At 59.9% G+C, this 24594-nt stretch carries 20 protein-coding genes and 1 other RNA gene; 9 read left to right on the top strand and 12 right to left on the bottom strand.

All coding sequences use genetic code 11. The annotated features are described in order from the left end of the window. Nucleotides 1-127: 127 nt before the first annotated feature. The 4 genes from HMPREF3138_RS21700 to HMPREF3138_RS21715 all read left to right on the top strand — a co-directional run bounded on the left by HMPREF3138_RS21700 (nucleotide 128) and on the right by HMPREF3138_RS21715 (nucleotide 4612). Nucleotides 128-592 carry an NlpC/P60 family protein gene (locus HMPREF3138_RS21700; RefSeq protein WP_016927954.1) on the top strand — a complete coding sequence of 155 codons (465 nt, stop codon included), beginning with the start codon at nucleotides 128-130 and terminating at the stop codon, nucleotides 590-592. Nucleotides 593-651: 59 nt separating this feature from the next. Next, entirely contained in the window at nucleotides 652-1665 is a 1014-nt protein-coding gene (locus HMPREF3138_RS21705; RefSeq protein ID WP_038871051.1) for a lipoate--protein ligase, read from the top strand. A gap of 512 nt (nucleotides 1666-2177) precedes the next feature. Next, nucleotides 2178-2909, top strand: coding sequence for an EAL domain-containing protein (locus HMPREF3138_RS21710; protein ID WP_038871047.1), 732 nt, complete (start codon nucleotides 2178-2180; stop codon nucleotides 2907-2909). A 260-nt stretch (nucleotides 2910-3169) separates the two neighbouring features. Continuing rightward, nucleotides 3170-4612, top strand: coding sequence for a protein adenylyltransferase SelO (locus tag HMPREF3138_RS21715; protein ID WP_038871043.1), 1443 nt, complete (start codon nucleotides 3170-3172; stop codon nucleotides 4610-4612). Between the two features lie 33 nt (nucleotides 4613-4645). Here HMPREF3138_RS21715 and HMPREF3138_RS21720 read toward each other — a convergent pair whose 3' ends face one another. From HMPREF3138_RS21720 to HMPREF3138_RS21760, 9 genes are all read right to left on the bottom strand, one after another. Continuing rightward, the gene (locus tag HMPREF3138_RS21720) at nucleotides 4646-5431 is read right to left on the bottom strand and encodes a heme ABC transporter ATP-binding protein (protein ID WP_038871042.1); all 786 of its coding nucleotides are present in this window, start codon (nucleotides 5429-5431) and stop codon (nucleotides 4646-4648) included. After that, nucleotides 5424-6428: a FecCD family ABC transporter permease gene (locus HMPREF3138_RS21725; RefSeq protein WP_016927948.1), complete on the bottom strand. Its 1005-nt coding sequence runs from the start codon at nucleotides 6426-6428 to the stop codon at nucleotides 5424-5426. Before HMPREF3138_RS21725 ends, HMPREF3138_RS21720 begins: the two co-directional genes overlap by 8 nt. Next, nucleotides 6428-7258 carry a heme/hemin ABC transporter substrate-binding protein gene (locus HMPREF3138_RS21730; RefSeq protein WP_038871039.1) on the bottom strand — a complete coding sequence of 277 codons (831 nt, stop codon included), beginning with the start codon at nucleotides 7256-7258 and terminating at the stop codon, nucleotides 6428-6430. Before HMPREF3138_RS21730 ends, HMPREF3138_RS21725 begins: the two co-directional genes overlap by 1 nt. After that, complete coding sequence (locus HMPREF3138_RS21735) at nucleotides 7255-8292, bottom strand: hemin-degrading factor (RefSeq protein ID WP_038871037.1); 1038 nt, start codon at nucleotides 8290-8292, stop codon at nucleotides 7255-7257. Before HMPREF3138_RS21735 ends, HMPREF3138_RS21730 begins: the two co-directional genes overlap by 4 nt. Nucleotides 8293-8358: 66 nt before the next feature. Continuing rightward, on the bottom strand, nucleotides 8359-10440 hold the full coding sequence (locus HMPREF3138_RS21740) for a TonB-dependent hemoglobin/transferrin/lactoferrin family receptor (protein WP_070559330.1): 2082 nt from the start codon (nucleotides 10438-10440) through the stop codon (nucleotides 8359-8361). 94 nt (nucleotides 10441-10534) lie between these two features. Further along, nucleotides 10535-10717: a hemin uptake protein HemP gene (gene hemP / locus HMPREF3138_RS21745; protein WP_016927944.1), complete on the bottom strand. Its 183-nt coding sequence runs from the start codon at nucleotides 10715-10717 to the stop codon at nucleotides 10535-10537. Between the two features lie 171 nt (nucleotides 10718-10888). Continuing rightward, a complete protein-coding gene (locus tag HMPREF3138_RS21750) occupies nucleotides 10889-11374 on the bottom strand; it encodes a glutathione peroxidase (RefSeq protein WP_038871031.1) in 486 nt (161 codons plus the stop codon). Nucleotides 11375-11479: 105 nt separating this feature from the next. Next, a complete protein-coding gene (locus HMPREF3138_RS21755; protein WP_038871025.1) occupies nucleotides 11480-12526 on the bottom strand; it encodes a 3-deoxy-7-phosphoheptulonate synthase in 1047 nt (348 codons plus the stop codon). Between the two features lie 197 nt (nucleotides 12527-12723). Beyond that, entirely contained in the window at nucleotides 12724-13584 is an 861-nt protein-coding gene (locus HMPREF3138_RS21760) for a posphoenolpyruvate synthetase regulatory kinase/phosphorylase PpsR (protein ID WP_162215433.1), read from the bottom strand. A gap of 459 nt (nucleotides 13585-14043) precedes the next feature. Between HMPREF3138_RS21760 and ppsA the strand changes: the two genes are divergently transcribed. After that, nucleotides 14044-16422: a phosphoenolpyruvate synthase gene (ppsA, locus tag HMPREF3138_RS21770; protein WP_038871020.1), complete on the top strand. Its 2379-nt coding sequence runs from the start codon at nucleotides 14044-14046 to the stop codon at nucleotides 16420-16422. A 109-nt stretch (nucleotides 16423-16531) separates the two neighbouring features. Here ppsA and rprA read toward each other — a convergent pair. Further along, nucleotides 16532-16641: antisense sRNA RprA (gene rprA / locus HMPREF3138_RS21775), an RNA gene on the bottom strand. A 256-nt stretch (nucleotides 16642-16897) separates the two neighbouring features. Beyond that, nucleotides 16898-17998: an AI-2E family transporter YdiK gene (gene ydiK / locus HMPREF3138_RS21780; protein WP_038871018.1), complete on the bottom strand. Its 1101-nt coding sequence runs from the start codon at nucleotides 17996-17998 to the stop codon at nucleotides 16898-16900. A gap of 244 nt (nucleotides 17999-18242) precedes the next feature. On the opposite strand from ydiK, the gene HMPREF3138_RS21785 reads away from it, so the two are divergent. Together HMPREF3138_RS21785 and menI are read left to right on the top strand one after the other, a co-directional pair. Further along, nucleotides 18243-21299, top strand: coding sequence for a D-2-hydroxyglutarate dehydrogenase YdiJ (locus tag HMPREF3138_RS21785; RefSeq protein ID WP_038871016.1), 3057 nt, complete (start codon nucleotides 18243-18245; stop codon nucleotides 21297-21299). Further along, a complete protein-coding gene (menI, locus tag HMPREF3138_RS21790) occupies nucleotides 21296-21712 on the top strand; it encodes a 1,4-dihydroxy-2-naphthoyl-CoA hydrolase (protein WP_038871014.1) in 417 nt (138 codons plus the stop codon). The genes HMPREF3138_RS21785 and menI overlap by 4 nt, the downstream gene beginning before the upstream one ends. Before the next feature lie 45 nt (nucleotides 21713-21757). Here menI and HMPREF3138_RS21795 read toward each other — a convergent pair whose 3' ends face one another. After that, nucleotides 21758-22162 carry a hypothetical protein gene (locus HMPREF3138_RS21795; RefSeq protein ID WP_038871012.1) on the bottom strand — a complete coding sequence of 135 codons (405 nt, stop codon included), beginning with the start codon at nucleotides 22160-22162 and terminating at the stop codon, nucleotides 21758-21760. A 527-nt stretch (nucleotides 22163-22689) separates the two neighbouring features. On the opposite strand from HMPREF3138_RS21795, the gene sufA reads away from it, so the two are divergent. Together sufA and sufB are read left to right on the top strand one after the other, a co-directional pair. After that, nucleotides 22690-23061 carry a Fe-S cluster assembly scaffold SufA gene (gene sufA, locus HMPREF3138_RS21800; protein ID WP_004931368.1) on the top strand — a complete coding sequence of 124 codons (372 nt, stop codon included), beginning with the start codon at nucleotides 22690-22692 and terminating at the stop codon, nucleotides 23059-23061. 14 nt (nucleotides 23062-23075) lie between these two features. Further along, entirely contained in the window at nucleotides 23076-24572 is a 1497-nt protein-coding gene (gene sufB / locus HMPREF3138_RS21805; protein ID WP_038871010.1) for a Fe-S cluster assembly protein SufB, read from the top strand. Nucleotides 24573-24594 lie beyond the last annotated feature (22 nt).

Raw genomic sequence — 24594 nt, forward strand, 5'->3', positions numbered from 1 at the left:
TTTTCCCCGTGCGGGAGATAAATTAACGCCAAATAGCGCTCTCCTTACGTGGTGCCGGCTTCGCCTCGCAGGCGGTGGTGGTGTGCCGATTGGCATAATGCGGCAGCGTGTTCAATGAAGGAATATTATGCGGATGCGTGTGTGGTTTTTATTAGCCAGTTTGATCCTCGCCGGCTGCAGCAGCCATGCGCCGCCGCCGAGCGGCCGCCTGGCGGACTCTATCGTGGTGGTGGCCCAGCTCAACGAGCAACTGCGTCAGTGGTACGGCACGCCGTACCGTTACGGCGGCCTGGATCGCGGCGGCGTAGATTGTTCCGGCTTTGTTTACCGCACGTTCCGCGATCGTTTCGACATGCAGCTGCCGCGTTCGACCGAAGAGCAAACTTCGCTGGGCACCAAGGTTTCGCGTGATGAGCTGATGCCGGGCGACCTGGTGTTCTTCAAAACCGGCGGCGGTGAGAACGGCCTGCACGTCGGCATTTACGATACCAACGACCAATTTATCCACGCTTCGACCAGCCGCGGAGTGATCCGCTCCTCGCTCGATAACGTCTACTGGAAGCGGGTGTACTGGCAGGCGCGACGCATTTAGCCTTAACCTATTGATTTGGTGTATCATGGCGGCATCACGTGTTTTGAACGGTGCCTGCCATGAACAGTCTGCGTTTACTGATCTCCGATTCCTACGATCCCTGGTTTAACCTGGCGGTGGAAGAATGCATCTTCCGCGAGATGACCACGCAAAAAATTCTCTTTCTGTGGCGCAATGCCGAAACGGTCGTGATCGGCCAGTCGCAGAACCCCTGGAAAGAGTGCAACACCCGGCGCATGGAGCAGGACGGCATTCGGCTGGCGCGGCGCAGCAGCGGCGGCGGGGCGGTATTTCACGACCTGGGCAACACCTGTTTCACCTTTATGGCCGGCAAACCGGGTTACGACAAAAGCGTCTCGACCGACATCATTCTGCAAGCGCTGCGGCAGCTGGGCGTCACGGCCGGCGCGTCGGGGCGCAACGATCTGGTGATGGAAACCGCCGACGGGCCGCGCAAAATATCCGGCTCGGCCTATCGAGAAACCCAGGACCGTGGTTTCCACCACGGCACGCTGCTGCTGAACGCCGATCTGGAGCGGTTGGCGGACTACCTCAATCCGGATCCCAAAAAGCTGCAGGCCAAGGGCATCACCTCGGTGCGTTCGCGCGTCGCCAATTTGGCGGAGTTTTTGCCGGGTATCAGCCATGAGCAGGTGTGCGAAGCCATCGTGCAGGCCTTTTTTGCCCACTATGGCGAGACGGCCGAGCCGGAGATCATTTCGCCGGACGTATTCCCCGATTTGCCCGATTTTGCCGCGCAGTTCGCCAAACAGAGCAGTTGGGAATGGAATTTCGGCAAGGCGCCGGCGTTCAGCCATCTGCTTAATGAGCGCTTCGTCTGGGGCGGCGTGGATCTGTTCTTCGACGTGGAGAAGGGAACGATTGCTCGCGCGCAGGTGTTCACCGACAGCCTGAATCCCGCCCCGCTGCAGCGGCTGGCGGAAGCGCTGGTGGGCTGCGCGTATCGCAGCGAGCCCGTTGCCGCCTGCTGCGATCGGCTGATGGCGGATTATCCGCAACAGGCGGCCGAATTGACCGAACTGCGGCAATGGCTGAGCGAAACGATCCGTTAGCCGGTATGGGATGGTGAAGGGGATGAGCGTGCTCATCCCTTTTTTTATCGCTGAAATCGACGCTTCGCAGGGGCGTAGCGCAGATTTTCTGAAAATCAAGGTGGGCATTTTTTTACGTTTTCAATGCTGAGAATAACGGGCGGAATTGATGCGTTATTAAATTTAATCAGTCATCGTTAACGGCAGGAAAAATCGGCGTTACAGCAGAAAGATTATTTTACTTTATTTAAGATTTTTCTTAAATAAAACAACGGAGATAAGTCAAATTTAGCCCGTCATCCAATCCCCTTAAGCCAAATACCTTTTCATATCACGCATTGGGCGAGAAAGGTGGCATAAGTTCAGCTGCTTTTCTTTTGCGCCTTTCGCGATTGTCGTATAGCTTTAATCTATCAATTAAATGATATTTCATGGGTATTTGCATTGATATTTCCGATTAATCCCAGAAGGATTGATCGATAAAATATATTGATATACGATGATACGCTAGCCATTCATCCTGTGGCATTAAAATGAACATCCAACTCGAAGCTGACTTTATTAGTAGCTATGTTTTTCAACCTGTTTACTCAATGGAGGGCAGGCTGTTGGCGGTGGAAATGTTGAGCCGTTTCAACAGTCTCGACGGTGATTTAGCCATGCCGGCCGAAATTGGGATTAATTTATTGGCGCCTGAACAAAGGATTGAGTTATTTAATGAGCAATTGAAACTTGCGGAGCGGCACGCGGACTGGTTTACCGGTAACAGCGTGCAGTTGACCATCAATATCGAAGAAACCATCGTCGAACTTATTCTTTCCGATCCGGCATTGTGCCAATGGATCAGGCAATATCCTTTTATTGCATTCGAAATGAGTGAGAGTTTTTCGAATCTTTCGGCCGGGAAGAACAACCCGTACGTGCAGCGATTAAGCGAAATGTTTACGCTGTGGCTCGATGATTTCGGTTCCGGTAAAGCCACCTTGACCGCGCTGTATGATGGTTTGTTTGACTATGTAAAGATAGACAAGCGTTTTTACTGGCAGCTGTTTACCCACCAGGGGTATGACGTGGTCATCGACTCGTTGTTAAAGAATATCAACCTGTTGTGTAAAGGCGTGATCGTCGGAGGAATAGAGAAAAAAGAGTACTTTAATAAACTCAGATACGCCGGTGTTTTAGGCCTGCAAGGTTTTTTATGGCCCAGCGTTGGTGTGGATAATCTGCAAACTTTGCTGGCGAAGCCCAGCGAGTTCAATAATTAAGAAGTGATATAAAAAACTACACACAATGAGGTAAATAATGCGCGGGGTGATGTTTGCCGTGATTCCGTCGCCGTTATTCGCCATCGTTTTTTGGCTGATGACACCGTTTTGTCAGCCCGCGTTAAACCGCGTTTCCTCCGTCAGGTGGAAACGCCAAACTCCCCGCATCCGTCCTGGCGACAGGCGGATGCGTTCTCCCTGCATTCCTTCGGTGTTAATCCGCCCGTCCAGGCTCTACACTACGCTGAAACGGAGGGCCTATGCCGCAGTTCGATAACGCTTACTACCAACAGTTACCCGGTTTCTACACCGCCCTGCACCCGACGCCGCTCAAGGATGCGCGCCTGCTGTACCACAGCGAGCCGCTGGCGCGCGAGTTGGGGCTGGATGAAAGCTGGTTTACCCCGGATAAAACCCCCATTTGGGCGGGAGAAACGCTGCTGCCCGGCATGCAGCCGTTGGCACAGGTATACAGTGGCCACCAGTTTGGCGTATGGGCCGGGCAGCTGGGGGATGGCCGCGGCATTTTACTGGGCGAACAGGTCCTGGCGGACGGCAGCCACCGCGACTGGCACCTGAAGGGCGCCGGGCTGACGCCCTATTCGCGTATGGGGGACGGCCGCGCGGTGCTGCGCTCGGTGATCCGCGAGTTTCTGGCCTCCGAGGCGCTGCATCATCTGGGGATCCCGACCACCCGGGCGTTGACCATCGTGACCAGCCGGCAGCCGGTGTTCCGCGAGCAGCCGGAACGCGGCGCCATGCTGATGCGGGTGGCGGAAAGCCACGTGCGCTTTGGCCACTTCGAGCACTTTTACTACCGCAAACAGCCGGAGCAGGTGCGGCAGCTGGCGGATTTCGTCATTGCCCGTCACTGGCCGCAGCTGCAGGATCAGGCTGAGCGTTACCTGCTGTGGTTTACCGACGTGGTGGAACGGACGGCGCGCCTGATCGCCCATTGGCAAACCGTCGGTTTCGCTCACGGCGTGATGAACACCGACAACATGTCGATTCTCGGCATCACCATTGACTACGGCCCTTACGGCTTCCTCGATGACTATCAGCCCGGTTATATCTGCAATCACTCCGACCATCAGGGGCGTTACGCCTTCGACAATCAGCCGGCGGTGGCGCTGTGGAACCTGCATCGCCTGGCGCAGACCCTGTCGGAGCTGATGACCACTGAACAGCTGCAGCAGGCGCTGGCGGCGTATGAACCGGCGCTGATGCGCGCCTACGGCGAACAGATGCGCGCCAAACTCGGCTTCTTCACGCCGACGGCGCAGGACAATGACGTGCTCACCGGTTTGTTGAGCCTGATGGCGCAGGAAGGGCGGGACTATACCCGCACGTTCCGCCTGTTGAGCGACACTGAACAGCAACAGGCGCAGTCGCCACTGCGCGACGAGTTTATCGACCGCGCGGCGTTCGATTCCTGGTATCAGCAGTATCGTCAGCGTTTGCAGCAGGAGCAGGTGAGCGATGCGGAGCGGCAACGGGCGATGAAGGCGGTGAACCCGCGCCTGATCCTGCGCAACTATCTGGCGCAGCAGGCCATTGAAGACGCGGAGCAAGACAACGTGGGCCGTTTGCAGCGGTTGCATCAGGCCCTGCTGCGGCCGTTCGACGATGCGCCGGAATACGACGATCTCGCCGTGCTGCCACCGGACTGGGGCAAACATCTGGAGATTTCCTGCTCCAGCTGAGATGAAAAAGGGCGCTTAATGGCGCCCTTGACGTTATTGACGCAGGTAGACCTGCGGCAGCGACACTTCGGGATGATGCACCACGCCGAGATCGGCCTGATACCAGCGGGTGAGGATCTCCGTCTGCAACACCTCCTGCGGCGTGCCGCTCGCCACCAGACGCCCCTGATGCAGCAGCAGGATCCTATCGGCGTACAGCGCGGCCAGGTTGAGGTCGTGCAGCACACAGCAGACGCCCAGCGGCTGTTGGCGCGTCAGCGAGCGCAGCAGGCGCAGGCTGTGCTGCTGGTGGTACAGATCCAGCGCCGAGGTCGGCTCGTCGAGAAATAGCCAGGCGGGAGACGGCTGCGGTTGCCACAGCTGCGCCAACACCCGAGCCAGCTGCACCCGCTGTTGTTCGCCACCGGACAGTTGGCGGTAGTCGCGCTGCGCCAGCGCCAGGCAATCGGTCTGCGCCATCACCTGTTGGATCGCCTGATGCTCGTCGCGTTTGCCGTGCGGCGCCCGCCCCATGCTGACTACTTCCTCCACGCTGAACGGAAACGCCAGATCGCTGTACTGGCGCATCACGGCTCGGACTTTGGCCAACTGCTGCGGCGCCCACTGTTCCAGCGGGCGATCAAGCAGGCGACATTCGCCGCAGTCCGGCGTCAAATAGCCGGTCAGCAAGCGCAGCAGCGTCGATTTTCCGGCGCCGTTAGGGCCGATAATCGCTACCATTTCACCGCCGGCAAGGCTGAGCGATACGTCGTTGATCAGGCGGCGCGCACCGAGGCTGTAGCGCAGCTCTCGGGCCGTCAGGCAGGCGGCGTTATCCACCGGTTCGCTCCCGCTGGCGCATCACCAGCCACAAGAAGTAAGGACCGCCGATCAGGCTGGTCATCAACCCTACCGGCATTTCGGCCGGCGCCACCAGCGTGCGCGCCAGCGTATCGCTGACCAGCAGCAGGCAGGCGCCGCCCAGCGCGGAGCAGGGCAGCAGCCAGCGGTGATCGCCGCCGAGGCGCATGCGCACCAGATGCGGCACCACCAAACCGACAAAGCCGATCACGCCGCTCATCGCTACCGCCGCGCCGATCAACAAGGCGCTCAGCAACAGCAGCTGCAGCTTGGCGCGCTGGACGTTCACCCCGAGGTAGTGGGCCTCTTCGTCCCCCAGCTGCAACAGGTTCAGCCGGCGCGCCTGCAGCAGCGTCAACAGCGCCGTTGGCAGGATCAGCGAGGCGGAAACGGCCAGCGTCGGCCACTGCGACTGGCTGAGGCTGCCCATCATCCACAGCGAGAACTGGCGCAGCTGTTGATCGCTGCTGACGTAAGAGAGCACGCCGATGGCCGCCATGCACAGGGCGTTGATGGCGATGCCCGCCAGCAGCAGCCGCGACAGATTGCCGTGCCCGCTGCGGCTGATGCCGTAGATCAATAGCGACACCAGCAGGCTGCCGAGGAACGCCGCCAGCATATGGCCGTACAGCGCGATCGTCACCGGCAACGCCAGCGGCATCACGATGAACAGGGCGACAAACAGCGCGCCCCCGCTGCTGATGCCCAGCAGGCTCGGATCCGCCAGCGGGTTGCGGAACAGCCCCTGCATCACCGCGCCGGATACCGCCAGCGCGCAGCCGATCACCACCGCCAGCAGCACGCGCGGCAGGCGGATGTTCAACCAGATGTGCCAGGCGGCGTCGCTGAAAGGTTCGCGCCACAGGGTGCGAAACGACAGCGTCAGCGCGCCCAGGTTGGCGGCGACCAGCGCCAGCAGCGTCAGCAACACCAGCAGACCGATGATGGCCAACTGAGGCGAGGTGCGACAGCGCATTACTTTTGCTCCGCCGCGTGGCGCAGTTTGGCCAGCGCCGCCGGCGTTTCCAGACCGAAGCCCAGCAGCGCCATGTCATCGACGATCAGTACGCGGCGCTGCTTGCCTGCCGGCGTCAACGCCAGGCCCGGCAGCGTCCACAGCTGCTGTTCGCCGCCGAGGGTGCGCACGCCGTCGGTGGTGACCAGCAACAGATCCGGCGCGCTGGCGATGACGCCTTCCTGCGACAGCGGACGGTAGCGGTCAAAACCCTGCATGGCGTTTTTCAATCCGGCGGCGGCAATCACCGCGTCGGCGGCGGTGTGTTGCCCGGCGGCCATCGGCGTGATGCCGCCGTGGCTCATCACGAACAGCACCTTGACCGGCAGCGGAGAGGTGTCGACCGCCGCCAGCTGTTGTTGATAGCGCTCGCTCAGCTGTTTGCCTTGCTCAACGCGCTGCAGCGCGGCGGCAATCGTAGCGATTTTCTGCGGCACCGCCTGCAGGGTGGTGTCACCCGGTACGCTGACCACGTTGACGCCGCTGTCCGCCAGCTGTTTGAGCACCAGCGCCGGCTGTGCCAGCTCGGTCGTCAGCACCAGCGTCGGCTTCAGCGCCAAAATGCCTTCGGCATTCAGCTGGCGCATATAGCCGACGTCCGGCAGCTTTTTCACCGCTTCCGGGTGCAGACTGGTGCTGTCGCGGGCGATCACCTCGTCGCCGGCGCCCAGTGCGAAGGCGATTTCCGTCACGTCGCCGCCGATCGAGACGATGCGCTGCGCCGCCGCAGCGGTGAGCGGCAGCGCCAGCGCCATCATCAACGCCAGGCGGCGGATCAAGGAAGATTTCATGCGGCGATGTCCTTGGCGGCGAGCGCGGCAACCTGCTCGCGCCACTGGGTTTGTTCCGGCTGCCCTTCGGTACGCTGGCCATACAGCTGCGCAATCTGCGTGCCGTCGGCGGCGAACAGCTCCAGGCTGGTGACGATGCCGTCCTTGGTCGGTTTGCGGGTGATCCAGCTTTCGGCGATGGCGTCTTCGATCAGATGCAGCGTGAAGCGGCGGTTGAACACGTTGATCCAACCTTCCTGCGGCATCAAACGTTCGATCTGGCCGGTGAAGATCTGCACGCAGCCGCGGTTGCCGACGAAGATCATGATCTCGTTTTGCTGCTGCTGCGCCGCTTCCAGCAGCTGCGACAGCGCGCTGTTGTCCACCTGATAGGCCAGATCGTCGCCGACGGCGCGGAACGCCTGCTGGCGCGTCAGTTTGTTGCGGCTCAGCAGCTGGAAGAACTGGTGAACGTCGGTCATCGCGCGCCATTCACCGTCGATTTTGGCATGATCCTGCGTCGTTTCATCCGCGGTGCTCGCCTCGGTGGGCTGCAGCGCCAGTGCTGGGTTTGCTTCGCTCAGATGGCGTTCCACCAGTGCCATCCAGGCCGGCAGATCGGTCTCTTCGGTGGTGTAGACCTTGTGCAGTGCATCGCCCTGTTGGTCGAAGAACTGGATGCTGTGGCGCACGCCGCGCTTGTTGGTTTCGCTCATGGCGAAAACGCTGGTCCAGTGGTTGAGGAACAGGCGCAGATCCAGCTCGCGCGGGTTGAGGATCAGCCCGGCGTGGCCGTTGAGGTGCTGGTTGCGGTAGCGGCCCATCTGCTCATGCACCGCATAGCTGTTGCGGGTGATGGACTTGGTGACGCCGACCTGCTCAAGCTCGGTCAGCAGGGTGCGCGCATCGGCCTGCAGGCGGCGAGTGTCGTGGCCGACGCGGGCGTGCGTCAGCTCCGCTTCGCTGACGCCAAGGATCGCCGCCAGATCGCGGGCGTACTTGCCGGGGTGATCGATTTTAGCCTGTTGGTAGCGTTCGTATAGGGTGTTGCTCATGCGGGATTCTCCTGCGCTGTGATGCGAACGGCGGACAACCGGGTTGTCCGCCAGATAGTCAAATGATTACCACTGGTAGCTGACCAGCAGTTTGGCGTTGCGGCCATCCTGCGGGATGCCCGGCGGCGAGTAATATTCTTTGTCGAAGGCGTTGCCCAGCACTACGGTGGTGGTCACGCCCTGCAGACGATCGCGGCCCTTATAGCTCAGATAGAAGTCGTTGACGCCGTATCCGCCTTGTTCCGAGTAGGTGGCGGGCACTCGCTTGGCGCGCTCGGCGAAGGTGGCGACCCAGCCGACGGACAGACCGGTTGCGCCCAGTGGCACGTCCAGCGAGCTGGTGACGGTATCCGGGTTGATGTCGGCCAGCCATTCACCGGTCGCTTCATTTTTGCCACGGGTGCGGTTATAGGCCAAGTCCCAGCCAAACCACGGTGTTTTATAACTGAGTGCCGTGTCCCATCCCCAGATCTTGGCGCGATCGACGTTGGTTGAAAATGTGGTGCAGCTGATGCAGTAAGGCCCGCGTGGCCCACGCCCTATCTCCATGGTGTAATCGGGAGTGATGTAATCCTTAGCCTTGGTATCGAAGTAGCTGGCTTTGAACTGCAGGCTATCATCGGCCAGCATCAAATCATCGAAACGCAGACCAAATCCGTACTCTTGGGTTTCGTTGGTTTCTGGTTTCAAATTTGGGTTAGGCACCCAATAGTTGGTGAGGGTGGTAGGCCCCATGGGTATCGAAAAGTGTTTGGAGTCGTTGTACATCTCACCCATCGTCGGCGCGCGGAACGCCTGAGAGTAGGAGCCGAACAGCATCAACCAATCGGTGGGGGTAATGCTGACTGCGCCGCGTGACGACCACTTGTCAGCATTGACATCGGCATAACCGTCGCTTGAACCTTTGTAATTGTCATAGCGGGTGCCGGCGAGCAGCGTGATGGGCAGATCGCGCAGCGTAATTTCATCCTGCAGCCAGCCGGAGGCGAAGTTGATCTTGGCCTGCGGGAAGCTGGTGGTGGCGCCGCCCGGCTGCTGTTTCTGTTCATAGACCTCGGAGCCGTAGGTCAGCAGGTGTGACGCAAAGCTGTCGGCGAACAGACGCGTGCGGTTTTCCAACTTGCCGCCGTTGGTGGTCTGCTTGCGGAATTCGTCGGTCGTACCGGCGTTGTGCGCATTGATTTTGACTTCCGAGGTATACAGTTTCAAGGTGGCGTCCAGCCAATCCTGGCCGACCGGCTTGAGCTTATAGCTCAGAGCGGCATCGCGCTGAATGGTGGAGCGGTTGGTCACCGGGTTGCTGCTCGAGATGCCCGGCGTCTGCGGGTTTTTCGGCTCCTGGGCGCTGTTGTTGTAGTAACGCAGATCGCCGCTCAATGACTGATTGTCGTCGATTTTCCAGGTGCCTTTGGCCAGCACGTTGCTGATGGTTTCGTCGTTTGGCGCATCGAAGCCGTTGCCCTGACGCAGATTGCCGACGTCGCGGGTGCCGAACGACAGCAGGCCGTCGAGGCTATCGGTCTTGCCGTAAGCGCTGGCGCCCATGCCCAGGCTGTGATCGCCGGTGCCGGCGGTGCCGTAGACGCGGAACCCGGTATCGTGGCCCGGCAGCAGCAGATCGGCGGCATCGACGGTCTCGTAGGCGATGACGCCGCCCAGTGCGCCGCTGCCGTACAGCAACGCAGAGGGGCCGCGCACGATTTCAATGCGCTTGACCAGCGCCGGATCGAGGAAGGTGCCGCCGATGTGGCCGGTATCGGTACCCTGGCGGATGCCGTCGACCAGCGTCAGCACGCCGTTTTTGCCGTAGCCGCGCATCGTTACGTCCTGACCGTTGCTGCGCCCGGTGCCGTTCACGGTGATGCCCGGCACGCGGCGCAGCATATCGGCGGCCGAGGGGGCGGTCTGGCTTTCCGGCGAGTTGCCTTCGATGACAGTGACCATCATCGGTGCTTCAAAGCTGCTGCGTTGGTTACCGGTGGCGACCACGGTCATGGTCTCGTCGGCGGCTTTGGCTTTTTTAGCCGGTGCCGCGTTGGAATGGGATGTTGTGCTGGTGTTTTGTGCCAAGGCCACCGTAGGCAGAGCGCAGGCAATCGCCAGACTCAAAGCAGAAAAACGCAGCCGGGTGGAAAATGTCAGAGGCATGGTGCAACTCTCCGTATGTAATAAAACATATCAATAGATTTGCTGGCTGCCTGGATCAAAAGATCGGGGTGGCTGGCGTTTGAGGATGCTGTGGTTATTTGGTCAGGATCAATTTCCCGGCTTTGGTCTGCCGTAGCTGATAGCGCTGGCCCTGATGGGTAATGAACGCGATGCCGTCGGCGCCGAGCAGCTGTGCGCTGTCATAGCTGGGCGGCGCGTTTGCGCTGTGCTCGGTCGGGGCCGCGGCGGCGGGGGTAGGCGTGTTGGCAGTATCCATCATCATTGTGCTTATAAAACAGACCATTAAATGGTAATTAATATCAAACTGAGAATCATTATCATGTGAAGGAAAGGTTACATCAAGGAAAATTTTCTTACCGATGGAACCTTTTTGTCGAACGGACATCCGGAGGCGGGCCGAGCGCACTCGGCCCGTAAAAAAGGGGCGTTATTTCAGCAGGGTTTCGATGCGGTCAAACAGACGTTCGGGCTTGGTGATCGGCGCAAAGCGCGTGACGCGCTGGCCGTCGGCGGTGAGCAGAAACTTGGTGAAATTCCACTTGATGCGGCGGCTACCCAAAATGCCGGGCGCCAGGCGTTTCAGCTCATTGAACAGCGGGTGCGCGCCGGGGCCGTTAACGTCTATCTTGCTGAACAGCGGGAAACTGACGCCGTAGTTGAGGCTGCAAAAGTTGGCGATCTCCAGCGGGCTGCCCGGCTCCTGAGAACCAAACTGGTTGCAGGGGAAGCCGAGCACCACCAGGCCGCGTTCGCGATAGTATTGCCACAAATTTTCCAGACCGCGGTATTGCGGGGTAAAACCGCACTTGCTGGCGGTGTTGACCACCAGGTAAGCGCGCGCCGGGAAATCGCCCAGCGTTTTTTGCTCGCCCTGCAGCGTGACGCAGGGGATGGATAACAGAGAGTGAATCATGCCGGGGCTCCAGGTGCGTTTCGGCGGGTGCAAAGAGGTTGCAATCAGTATAGATGAGCGGGGCGGGAGGGATAAAGCCGGGGCGAAGCCCCGGCCTAGGTTGCGTCAGAAACGGCTATCGACCGCATCCGCCAGCATCGCCAGCAGCTGCTCGCTGTCGGACCAGCTCAGGCAAGGATCGGTGATCGACTGGCCATAGGTCAGCGGCTGGCCGGCGACGATTTTCTGCGTGCCTTCCACCAGGAAGCTTTCCGCCATCACGCCGGTGATGGCGGCGGAGCCGGCGCGGATCTGTTGGCAGACGTTGTCGGCCACTTCCAGCTGGCGGCGGTGCATCTTCTGGCAGTTGCCGTGGCTGAAGTCGATCACTAGGTGCTCCGGCAGATCGAACTCGCGCAGGCTATCGCAGGCGGTGGCGATGTCGCTGGCGTGGTAGTTCGGCGTTTTACCGCCGCGCATGATGATGTGGCCATACGGGTTGCCGCTGGTCTGGTAGATGGTCATCTGGCCATGTTTGTCCGGGGACAGGAACATGTGCCCGGCGCGCGCCGCACGAATGGCGTCGATGGCGATGCGGGTGTTGCCGTCGGTGCCGTTTTTGAAGCCGACCGGGCAAGAGAGCGCCGAGGCCATTTCACGGTGGATCTGGCTTTCGGTGGTGCGTGCGCCGATGGCACCCCAGCTGATCAGATCGGCGATGTATTGGCCGACCACCATGTCCAGGAATTCGGTGGCGGTCGGCAGGCCGAGCTGGTTCACTTCCAGCAGCAGGCGGCGCGCCATTTCGATGCCGCGGTTGACCTGGAAGGTGCCGTCCAGCGCCGGATCGGAAATCAGGCCTTTCCAGCCGACGACGGTACGCGGTTTTTCGAAGTAGGTGCGCATCACGATTTCCAGACGATCCTGGTAGCGTTCGCGCAGGGCGTTCAGCCGGCCGGCATAATCGACGGCGGCGTCGAGATCGTGGATGGAGCAGGGGCCGATCACCACCAACAGGCGGCGGTCTTCACCGGTGAGGATTTTTTCAATGCGTTTTCGTGACGCTGTCACGTTATCGGCGACGGCCGCCGAGATCGGCAGCTTGTCTGCCAACGCTTGCGGCGTGACGAGGCTGTCGATGCGCGCGGTCCGCAGTTCATCTGTTTTGTACATGTTGTTCCCTGGAAACTGTTCTTCTCTGCGGCAGGAGTGCCGGGAAGTGATGGCGATCACAATAACGCAAAAAGCGCTGAATTCAACCGTAGAGATTGCGTTCTGTTGATCAAAGCCGCGAAAAAAAGCACAAAAAAATCAGCTGCTGCTGAAATAAACGGCAGGCGGCGGGGCGCGACGGCCCCGCGAGGAAAAGATCAGAACATGCGGCGGCTCATGCCGAGGATATCGAGGATTTTGGTGGAGATCTCTTCGACCGAATAGTTGGTGGTATTGAGATAGCGGATCTGGTTTTTGCGGAACAGCGCCTCGACCTCGGCGATCTCCATGCGGCACTGGCGCAATGAGGCGTAGCGGCTGTTTTCGCGCCGCTCTTCGCGGATCGCCGCCAGGCGCTCCGGATCGATGGTCAGGCCGAATAATTTATGCTGAAACGGTTTCAGCGAAGCCGGCAGGTGCAAATTGTCCATATCGTCGGCGATAAACGGATAGTTGGCGGCGCGGATGCCGAACTGCATCGCCAGATAAAGGCTGGTGGGGGTTTTGCCGCAGCGAGACACGCCGAGCAGGATCACCTGCGCCTGATCGAGGTTGCGCAGCGAAATGCCGTCATCGTGCGCCAGGGTATAGTCGATGGCGGCGATGCGGGCATCGTACTTGCCGAGGTTGCTGGCGGTCAGGCCATGGGTGCGGTTCGGCACCGGCGTCGGTTCCACGTCCAGCTCGCCCTGCAGCGGGCCGACCAGCGCCTGCACGATATCCTGGCAGAAGCCCTGGCTCTGGACGATCACATCGCGCACTTCCGGCGAGATGATGGAGTAAAACACCAGCGGCCGCACGCCAGTTTCATTATAGATATCATCGATTTGTTGGCGAACTGCGCGTGCGCGGGCCTCGGTTTCGACAAACGGCAAGGTGTACGTGGTTGCCGTGACCGGGAACTGCGACAGCACCGCGTGCCCCAGCACTTCGGCGGTGATCGCCGTACCATCCGAAATATAAAAAACGCTTCTTTCCACCCGAGGCTCCTTACCTGAGAACGGTGTTCCTGCTGTCATCACTGCCAATATCATGAGCCGCAGACGATTCGCCGGTAAAGGGGCGAGGGAAAAAATTGTGACGGCGGGGCGGTAAACCGCCTTGCGGCGGCGCGTGAAGAAAAGCGCACTTTGACGACGGTAAAAATCGTGGCGCAGCGACGCTTTTCGATCCGAAACGCAAGTTTGCCGCTATTTTCACCAAAAACGGTAGCGTTTGCGTGGTCATTAAAACAGAAGTTTAAAAAGAACGTAATTTGTTGAGAACTAAGCTTTTCGTGCGATTGGGAACGGTTCCCAGGCAAATCAGCCGGTTAGGACATTCTCTTAAAAACCACTTTCTTCAGTGGGTTGATCGATTCACCTTTCCATTTTCCCCAGATCAGTGTGCTAGTCTGATTCGGTTCCGTGTTAGCGGCGCCGTAAAGCAAGCGAATTAAATCCGTCTTTACCCTACTGATAGCAATAAGGATTGTCTCGATGTCCAACAATGGCCCAGACTTGCGTAATGTGCTTTGGTACAACCAGCTTGGCATGCACGACGTTGACCGTGTCGGCGGCAAAAACGCCTCCCTCGGTGAAATGATCACCAATCTTTCCGATTTGGGCGTGGCCGTGCCAAACGGTTTTGCCACCACCGCACAGGCGTTTAACGATTTCCTCGAACAAAGCGGTGTTAACCAGCGCATCTATCAGCTACTGGATCAGACCGACGTTGACGACGTTGTACAACTGGCCAAGGCCGGCGCCCAGATCCGCCAATGGGTGATCGACACGCCGTTCCACGCTGAGTTCGAATGTGAAATTCATCAGGCTTACCAACAGCTCGCCGACGGCGAGCCGGAAGCCTCCTTTGCGGTGCGCTCCTCCGCCACGGCGGAAGACATGCCGGACGCGTCCTTTGCCGGCCAGCAGGAAACCTTCCTCAACGTGCAGGGCATCGACGCCGTGATGGTGGCGATCAAGCACGTGTTCGCGTCGCTGTTCAACGACCGCGCCATCTCGTATCGCGTGCATCAGGGCTATGACCACCGCGGCGTGGCGCTGTCGGCGGGCGTACAGCGCATGGTGCGCTCCGATCTGGCCTCCTCGGGCGTGATGTTCACCATCGACACCGAGTCCGGCTTTGATCAGGTGGTGTTCATCACCTCCGCCTTCGGTTTGGGCGAAATGGTGGTGCAGGGCGCGGTGAACCCGGATGAGTTCTACGTGCACAAACCGACGCTGCAAAACGGCAAGCCGGCGATCGTGCGCCGCAACCTGGGCTCGAAAAAGATCCGCATGGTGTACGCACCGTCGCAGGATCACGGCAAGCAGGTGCGTATCGAAGACGTGCCGGAGGCGCAGCGCAGCCGTTTCTCGCTGACGGATGAAGAAGTGCAGGCGCTGGCGCAGCAGGCGATCCTGATCGAAAAACATTACGGCCGCCCGATGGATATCGAGTGGGCGAAAGACGGCCATACCGGCAAGCTGCTGATCGTGCAGGCGCGCCCGGAGACCGTGCGCTCCAACGAGCAGACCATGGAGCGCTACCAGCTGAACGGTTCCAGCCCGGTGCTGGTGGAAGGCCGCGCCATCGGCCACCGCATCGGCGCCGGCCCGGTGAAAGTGATCCACGACATCAGCGAAATGGATCGCATCCAGCCGGGCGACGTGTTGGTCACCGACATGACCGACCCGGATTGGGAACCGATCATGAAGAAAGCCGCCGCGATCGTCACCAACCGCGGCGGGCGCACCTGTCACGCGGCGATCATCGCCCGTGAGCTGGGCATTCCGGCGGTGGTGGGCTGTGGCCACGCCACCGACGTGCTGAAAGACGGCCAGAAAGTCACCGTCTCCTGCGCGGAAGGCGACACCGGCTTCGTTTACAGCGATATGCTGGACTTTAGCGTGCAGAGCTCCGAAGTGACCGAGCTGCCGGATCTGCCGCTGAAGATCATGATGAACGTCGGCAACCCGGATCGCGCCTTCGACTTCGCGCGTTTGCCGAATGAAGGCGTGGGCCTGGCGCGGCTGGAATTTATCATCAACCGCATGATCGGCGTGCACCCACGCGCGCTGCTGGAGTTTGACCAGCAGACGCCGGCGCTGCAAAACGAAATTCGCGCGCTGATGCAGGGTTACGATCATCCGGTCGAGTTCTACATCGGCCGCCTGACCGAAGGCATCGCGACGCTGGGCGCCGCGTTCTGGCCGAAGCGCGTGATCGTGCGTCTGTCCGACTTCAAATCCAACGAGTACGCCAACCTGGTGGGCGGTGACAAGTATGAACCGCACGAAGAGAACCCGATGCTGGGCTTCCGTGGCGCCGGCCGTTACGTGGCCGACAGCTTCCGCGATTGCTTCGCGCTGGAGTGCGAGGCGGTGAAACGCGTGCGTAACGAAATGGGGCTGACCAACGTCGAAATCATGGTGCCGTTCGTGCGCACCGTGGCGCAGGCGGAAGCGGTGGTGGCCGAGCTGGCGCGTCAGGGGCTGAAGCGCGGCGAAAACGGGCTGAAAGTGATCATGATGTGCGAGATCCCGTCCAATGCGCTGTTGGCGGATCAGTTCCTCGAGCACTTCGACGGCTTCTCTATCGGTTCCAACGACATGACCCAGCTGGCGCTGGGGCTGGATCGCGATTCCGGCGTGGTGTCGGAGCTGTTCGACGAACGCAACGAGGCGGTGAAAGCGCTGCTGTCGATGGCGATTCAGGCGGCCAAGCGCCACGGCAAATACGTCGGCATCTGCGGCCAGGGCCCGTCCGACCACGAAGACTTCGCCGAGTGGCTGATGGAGCAGGGCATCGACAGCCTGTCGCTCAATCCGGACACCGTGGTGCAGACCTGGATCAATTTGTCGAAAAAGAAATAATGTCTCGGCATCGCTAAGGCATTAACGCCAGGCCGCAGTTTACGCTGCGGCCTTTTTATTTCTGAATGTAAATAACGGCGCGTAAAATAATCAATTTGGCGAAAAAAGAATAAAAAAAAGCCCACCGTAGGAGATGGGCAAAGACTACACACAGCAATTCACATGTATGGCATTACATAGTTCAGAAAGGTTGCTTTAAAATCAGTGATTTGAAGCAATAGATGGCCATAATACTAGATTTTTGAACGCGACTAGTCATTAAGAATCATCCTAATCGATAGCGGCATCACATTTTATTTGCGGGCGTTATCTCTTTTTACCGCTTGCAATACACAGGGATTTACATTGCACCTTTCATTCGCCGAGCCCCAATCAATATATGGCGGCATTATATTTGGCGTAGATATTACTCGAATGAGGTAGGAATAATGACGGGGCGAAATATTCCGCCCGACGATGCGGGCGGAAGGGGGGATTAGCGTTTTTCCAGATCTTCGATGACTTGCCCCGGCGCGGTGGTCGGCTCCGGCGCTTCATTCATCCAGGCGGTCAGCAGGCGATAAGATACCGCCAACACCACCGGGCCGATGAACAGGCCAATCATACCGAAGGCCAGCAAACCGCCGATAACGCCGGACAGGATCAGCAGCAGCGGCAGATCGGCGCCCATGCGGATCAGCACCGGGCGCAGCACGTTATCCAGCGTGGCTACCACGCAGCTCCAGACCAGCAGCACGGTGCCCCAGGTGGTATCGCCATGCCAGTACAGCCAGATGATGGCCGGCACCAGCACCAACAGCGGCCCCAATTGCGCCACGCAGCAGATAAAGATCAGCATCGTCAACAGGGTGGCGGCCGGAATGCCGCTCACCGCCAGACCGATACCACCCAGCACCGACTGCACCAGCGCCGTCACCACCACGCCCAGCGCAACGGCGCGGATCGCCTGGCCGCCCAACAGCACCGCCGCATCGCCGCGCGCAGAACCGAGGCGCACCGCAAAGTGGCGGATACCCAGTGCCACCTGCTCGCCGCGCGCATACAGCAATGCGCTGAACAGCAACATCAGCGCGCAGTGCAGCAGCAGACGGCCGATATGCGCCGCCTGTGCCACGAACCAGGTGGCGGTCTGGCCGAAGTACGGCTGCACCTTCGCCAGCAGCGCGGCGCCGCCGGCGTTAACCAGCGTGTGGTAGCTGGTGTAGAGCCTGTCGCCGATCATCGGCACGGACTGCAGCCAGGCGAGGTCGGGAATGTGCAGCTTGCCCGGTGAGCTGGCCCAGGCGATCAGCGGCGCGCTGTTATCCACCACGCTGCTGATCAGCAGGGAGATTGGCAGAATGAACAGCAGGATCAGCAGCAGGGTCATGACCAACACCGCCAGCGAACGGCGGCCCCACAGCAGTTTTTGCAGTTTGAGCAGCAGCGGCCAGGTGGCGATCACCACCATGCCCGCCCAGGCGAAGCCGAGAATAAACGGTTGGATCACCCAAAAACAGGCGACGATCATGATGGCGATAAACAGCACGCCGAAAATAATTCGCGGTAAGTCGTAACGCGATTGCGGGAGTGGCATCAGTGGCTTCTCATCCTGGTCAATTAAATCCCTGGCACCGGCGAATCGGGGTGCCTGTCGGTCGGTTTCTCACCGCCGGGCGGCCGCCTGTGGCGGCGCTCGCAGGGCGGTAATAATGTGAATGCCTTCACTAAACGAGTATGTTAGTTTTTAGTGTCACTAAAAAATAGGGTGGGTCTGAATTAAAGGCCCGATTCAGCGTACATCAGCGCATAAAAAATAGACGGACAGGGTCAAAAAGCGAATGATCCCACAGATTTCTCAGGCGCCCGGCCTCGTTCAACGGGTGCTCGACTTTTTGGAAGCACTGAAGCAAAACGGATTCAACGGCGACACCGCCACCAGCTACGCTGACCGGCTGACGATGGCCACCGACAACAGCATCTATCAGCTGTTGCCCGATGCGGTGGTGTTCCCCCGTTCCACCGCCGACGTGGCGCTGATCGCCCGCCTGGCCGGGGAAGAGCGATTCAAGACGCTGACCTTCAGCCCGCGCGGCGGCGGCACCGGCACCAACGGCCAGTCGCTCAATACCGGCATCGTGGTCGATATGTCGCGCCATATGAACCGCATTCTGGAGATCAACGTCGAACAAGGCTGGGTAAAAGTCGAAGCCGGGGTGATCAAGGATCAGCTGAATCAATATCTGCGGCCGTTCGGCTACTTCTTCTCGCCGGAACTGTCCACCAGCAACCGCGCCACGCTGGGCGGCATGATCAACACCGACGCCTCCGGCCAGGGCTCGCTGGTGTACGGCAAAACCTCCGACCACGTATTGGGCCTGCGGGCGGTGCTGCTGGGCGGTGAGATGATCGATACCCGCGCCATGCCGACGGCGCTGGCGGAAACGATTGCTCTGGAAGAGACCGCTGAAGGACGCATCTACCGCACGGTGCTGAGCCGCTGCCGCGAGCAGCGTGCGCTGATCCTGGAGAAATTCCCCAAGCTCAACCGCTTCCTCACCGGTTACGATCTGCGCCATGTGCTGAGCGACGATCTGCAAACCTTCGATCTGACGCGCATCCTGACCGGCGCCGAGGGCACGCTGGCGTTTATCACCGAGGCGCGGCTGGACATCACGCCGCTGCCGAAAGTGCGCCGTTTGGTTAACGTAAAATACGACTCCTTCGACTCGGCGCTGCGCAATGCGCCCTTTATGGTCGAAGCCAAGGCGCTGTCGGTGGAAACCATCGATTCCAAGGTGCTGAACCTGGCGCGTGAAGACATCGTTTGGCACTCGGTGAACGAACTTATCGCCGACGTGCCGGATAAAGAGATGCTCGGGTTAAACATCGTCGAGTTCGCCGGCGACGATCGGGCGCTGATCGACGGCCAGATGGAAAATCTGTGTCAACGGCTGGACGAATTGATCGCACAGCGGCAAGGGGGCGTGATCGGTTACCAGATCTGCGGCGATCTGGCGGGCATCGAGCGCATTTACAACATGCGCAAGAAGGCGGTCGGGCTGCTGGGCAACGCCAAAGGGCGCGCCAAGCCGATTCCGTTCGCCGAGGACACCTGCGTGCCGCCGCAGCACCTGGCGGACTATATCGTCGAATTCCGTCAACTGCTCGACGACCACAACCTGAGCTACGGCATGTTCGGCCACGTCGACGCCGGGGTGCTGCACGTGCGCCCGGCGCTGGACATGTGCGATCCGCAGCAGGAGGTGCTGATGAAGCAGATCTCCGATCGGGTGGTGGCGCTGACCGCCAAATACGGCGGCCTGCTGTGGGGGGAGCACGGCAAGGGGTTCCGCGCGGAATACAGCCCTGAGTTCTTCGGCGAAACGTTGTATGAAGAGCTGCGCCGCATCAAGGCGGCATTCGATCCGGATAACCGCCTGAACCCGGGCAAGATCTGTTCGCCGCTGGCGGTGGATGCGCCGATGATGCAGGTGGGCGCGGTCAAACGCGGCACCTTCGATCGCCAGATCCCGGTCGAGGTGCGCACCTCATTCCGCGGCGCGCTGGAGTGTAACGGCAACGGCCTGTGCTTCAACTTCGACGTGCGCAGCCCGATGTGCCCGTCGATGAAGATCAGCGGCAACCGCATTCATTCACCGAAAGGGCGGGCGACGCTGGTGCGCGAGTGGCTGCGTCTGTTGGCCGAGCAGGGCGTCGATCCTTTGGCGCTGGAAAAACAGTTGCCGCAGCAGAGAGTCAGCCTGCGCGGTTTGATCGAAAAGACCCGCAACAGCTGGCACGCGGGCAAGGGCGAGTATGATTTCTCGCACGAAGTGAAAGAGGCGATGTCCGGCTGCCTGGCCTGCAAGGCCTGCTCCACCCAGTGCCCGATCAAGATTGACGTGCCGGGATTCCGTTCGCGCTTCCTGCAGCTCTACCACACCCGCTATCTGCGCCCGGTAAGCGACTACATGGTCGCCGGCGTGGAGAGCTATACCCCGTTGATGGCCCGCGCGCCGAAGGTGTTCAACTTCTTCTTCCGCCAGCCGTGGCTGCGGGAGATGAGCCGCAACGCCATCGGCATGGTCGATCTGCCGCTGCTGTCCAGCCCGACGCTGCGTCAGCAGCTGTCCGGCCACCGCGCGACCACGCTGACGCTGGAGCAGCTGGAAGGGTTGAGCGCCGAGCAGCGCGCAGATCACGTGCTGATCGTCCAAGATCCGTTCACCAGCTATTACGACGCCAAAGTGGTGGCGGACTTTGTCCGGCTGGTGGAGAAGCTCGGCTATAAACCGGTGCTGCTGCCGTTCTCGCCGAACGGCAAGGCGCAGCATGTGAAAGGTTTCCTGACGCGCTTTGCCCGCACCGCGCGCAAAACCGCCGATTTCCTCAACCGTGTGGCGCAGCTCGGCATGCCGCTGGTGGGCGTTGATCCGGCGCTGGTGCTGTGCTACCGCGACGAATACCGCGAGATCCTCGGCGCCGAACGCGGCGATTTCCAGGTGCAGCTGGTGCATGAATGGCTGCAGCAGCGGATCGCGGATCGCGCCGAACAGCCGGCGACCGGCGAGCCGTGGTATCTGTTCGGCCACTGCACCGAAACTACCGCGCTGCCGGCCAGCGGCCAACAGTGGGCGGCGATCTTCGCCCGCTTCGGCGCCAAACTGGAGAACGTCAGCGTCGGCTGTTGCGGCATGGCGGGCACTTACGGCCATGAAGCCAAGAACCTGCAAAACTCGCTCGGCATTTATGAGCTATCATGGCATCCGACGCTGCAACGTTTGCCGCGGCAGCGCTGCCTGGCGACCGGCTATTCCTGCCGCAGCCAGGTGAAACGCATCGAGGGCAATGGCGTGCGCCACCCATTACAGGCACTTCTGGAGATGATTGAGTGAAATTGTGGAAACGTGAAACATCGCTGGAGCAGCTGAACCGCGCCGGCGACGGCTGCATGGTCAGCCATGTGGGCATCGAGTTTACCCAGCTGGGCGAAGATTTCCTCGAGGCCACCATGCCGGTCGATGGCCGCACCCGGCAGCCGTTCGGGCTGTTGCACGGCGGGGCATCGGTGGTGTTGGCGGAGTCGATGGGATCGATGGCCGGCTACCTGTGCAGCGAAGGCGAGCAGAAAGTGGTGGGGCTGGAGATCAACGCCAACCACCTGCGCGCGGTGTTCGATGGCCAGGTGCGCGGGATGTGTCGCGCACTGCACGTCGGCCGTCGTCATCAGGTGTGGCAAATCGAGATCTTCGACGCGCGCGATCGGCTGTGCTGCACCTCGCGTCTGACCACGGCGGTCATCGACTGATTCCCGCCGGTTTCCGCAGGCGATCGGCCTGCGGAGCCTTTCGCCTTACAGCTGAAACGGCACGCGTTTGACGAAGTCCTTCTGAAACGCGTTCGCCTTCTCCCAGGTGCCTTCCATTGCATATTTTTGGCAGATCAGCGTCAGCGTGTGGCGGGCGAAGTGGTAGCTTTGCACCCGAAACAGCTGGCAGCGCTGTGGGTTGTTGATCTCGACGATCAGCCGGTTGTGCAGCTTGCTGAGTGCGTGCAGGTAGCTGTCGTCGTCGCCGTTCTCCAGACAAAGATTGGCCATGGTGAGGCTGATGCTGTTGTACCGCTTCAGATGGTCGATATTGCATTCCGGGCGCCGCAGCGCCGCTTCGGCCATATAAAAGTCCACCGTGGCGTCGCGCACGCTGAATTTGTATTCATCAATCTTGCCCAGCAACCATGCGTTGATCGAAAGAGTCATTGGCTTCGCGCTCAAATTCAAATTGAATGATAATCATTATCATATAAACTGCCGCGTTGCCGATCAATCCCGGCGCGGCGTTTTTTTATTGCTCAGGAGAGTAAAAGACCGCCGCCGACCCAACTTAATCCTGAGCGACTAAACTTTAACCTGAGGGCCACGCGCTTGCGCCGCGCCACGAAATGCCGATAAACGCACATTTACGACAGACAGAATGCAGAAATAGGTATTTTCTATGAATGTTTAGAACGGCAACGCACCGCAGCGCTGTAACGCTGACGGGCCACCGGGGAACGCGGTACGGTGATGCAGGATAGATAACGAATTCATAGGGATAGCATGCACACCTTGCCGCCTGACGCCGCAAGCCGCCACGGGTGTCCCGTTGGCTTGCCGCACGCCGCAGCGAAAAACCGCGCTCGCGGCGGATACCCCCGCAAAACAAACGGTTGAAGTGATAATCGTTATCACTAACATATAAGCAACCCAGATTGGCTGTGGCCAAACACGAGTGTGAGGTAGACCCTATGCAAACGGAAAATGTCGGCACTTTTTCTCTGGATGAAAACGTCTGGCAAGGCATTTCGCTCAGCGACAGCGCCGTACGACAAATAACGAAACTGATGCAGCAGGATCCGCAGGTGAAAGGGCTGCAGCTAGGGGTGAAACAATCCGGCTGCGCCGGCTTTGCCTATGTGCTGGATCTGACCCGCGAACCCGCTGATGACGATCTGCTGTTTGAGCGCGACGGCGCCAAACTCTATGTGCCGCTGAAGGCTATGCCGTTCATCGACGGCACCACGGTAGATTATGTCCGCGAAGGGCTGAATCAGATATTCAAATTCAACAACCCTAAAGCTCAGCATGCCTGCGGGTGCGGCGAGAGCTTTGGCGTTTGAGCGATGCAATCAACATGACACGAAGCAATGTAGAAATGCCTAATGAAGTGCAGGCTTGGGTCAGCGAAGGTCGCTACAAAGAAGGTTTCTTCACCCAGCTGGCAACCGATGAGTTGGCCAAAGGCATCAACGAAGAGGTGGTGCGCGCCATCTCGGCCAAGCGCAGCGAACCCGAGTGGATGCTGGAATTCCGCCTCGAGGCCTACCGTGCCTGGCTGCAGATGGAAGAGCCGCACTGGCTGAAGGCCAATTACGATCGCCTGAACTACCAGGACTACAGTTACTATTCGGCGCCGTCCTGCGGCAGCTGCGACGATGCCTGCGGTTCGCAACCCGGCGCCGAGCAGCAACCGGGCGCGGCGACGGAAAAAGATTACCTGACCAGCGAAGTGGAGCTGGCGTTCAATCAGCTCGGCGTGCCGGTGCGCGAGGGCAGTGAGGTGGCGGTGGACGCCATCTTTGACTCGGTCTCGGTCGCTACCACTTACCGTGAAAAACTGGCGGAGAGCGGGGTGATCTTCTGCTCGTTCGGCGAAGCTATCCAGGAATACCCGGACCTGGTGCGTCAGTACCTGGGCCGCGTGGTGCCGTCCAACGATAACTTCTTCGCTGCGCTGAACGCCGCGGTGGCCTCCGACGGCACCTTCGTCTATGTGCCGAAAGGCGTGCGCTGCCCGATGGAGCTGTCGACCTATTTCCGTATCAACGCCGCCAAAACCGGCCAGTTCGAGCGCACCATCCTGATCGCCGACGAAGGCAGCTACGTCAGCTACATCGAAGGCTGTTCCGCCCCGGTGCGCGACAGCTACCAGCTGCACGCGGCGGTGGTGGAAGTGATCCTGCATAAAGACGCCGAAGTGAAATACTCGACGGTGCAGAACTGGTTCTCCGGCGGCGAGAGCAAGGGCGGCATCCTCAACTTCGTCACCAAGCGCGCGCTGTGCGAAGGTGCCGGCTCGAAAATGTCCTGGACCCAGTCTGAAACCGGCTCGGCCATCACCTGGAAATACCCGAGCGTGATCCTGCAGGGCGACAATTCGATCGGCGAATTCTTCTCGGTGGCGCTGACCAGCGGCCATCAGCAGGCGGACACCGGCACCAAGATGATCCACATCGGCAAAAACACCAAGTCGACCATCATCGCCAAAGGTATCTCTGCAGGTCACAGCGAGAACACCTATCGCGGCCTGGTGAAAATCCTGCCGGGGGCGGAAAACGCCCGTAACTTTACCCAGTGCGACTCGATGCTGATCGGGCCGGACAGCGGTGCCCACACGTTCCCTTACGTTGAAGCGCGCAACAACAGCGCTCAGCTGGAGCACGAAGCCACCACCTCGAAGATCGGCGACGACCAGCTGTTCTACTGCCTGCAGCGCGGCATCAGCGAGGATGACGCCATTTCGATGATCGTCAACGGTTTCTGCAAGGACGTTTTCTCCGAGCTGCCGCTGGAGTTCGCCGTCGAGGCGCAGAAACTTCTGGCCATCAGCCTGGAACACAGCGTGGGTTAATCGCCGCATTTTTAGCGCCGTC

Source organism: Serratia sp. HMSC15F11 (assembly GCF_001808215.1).
GTDB lineage: Bacteria > Pseudomonadota > Gammaproteobacteria > Enterobacterales > Enterobacteriaceae > Serratia > Serratia nevei.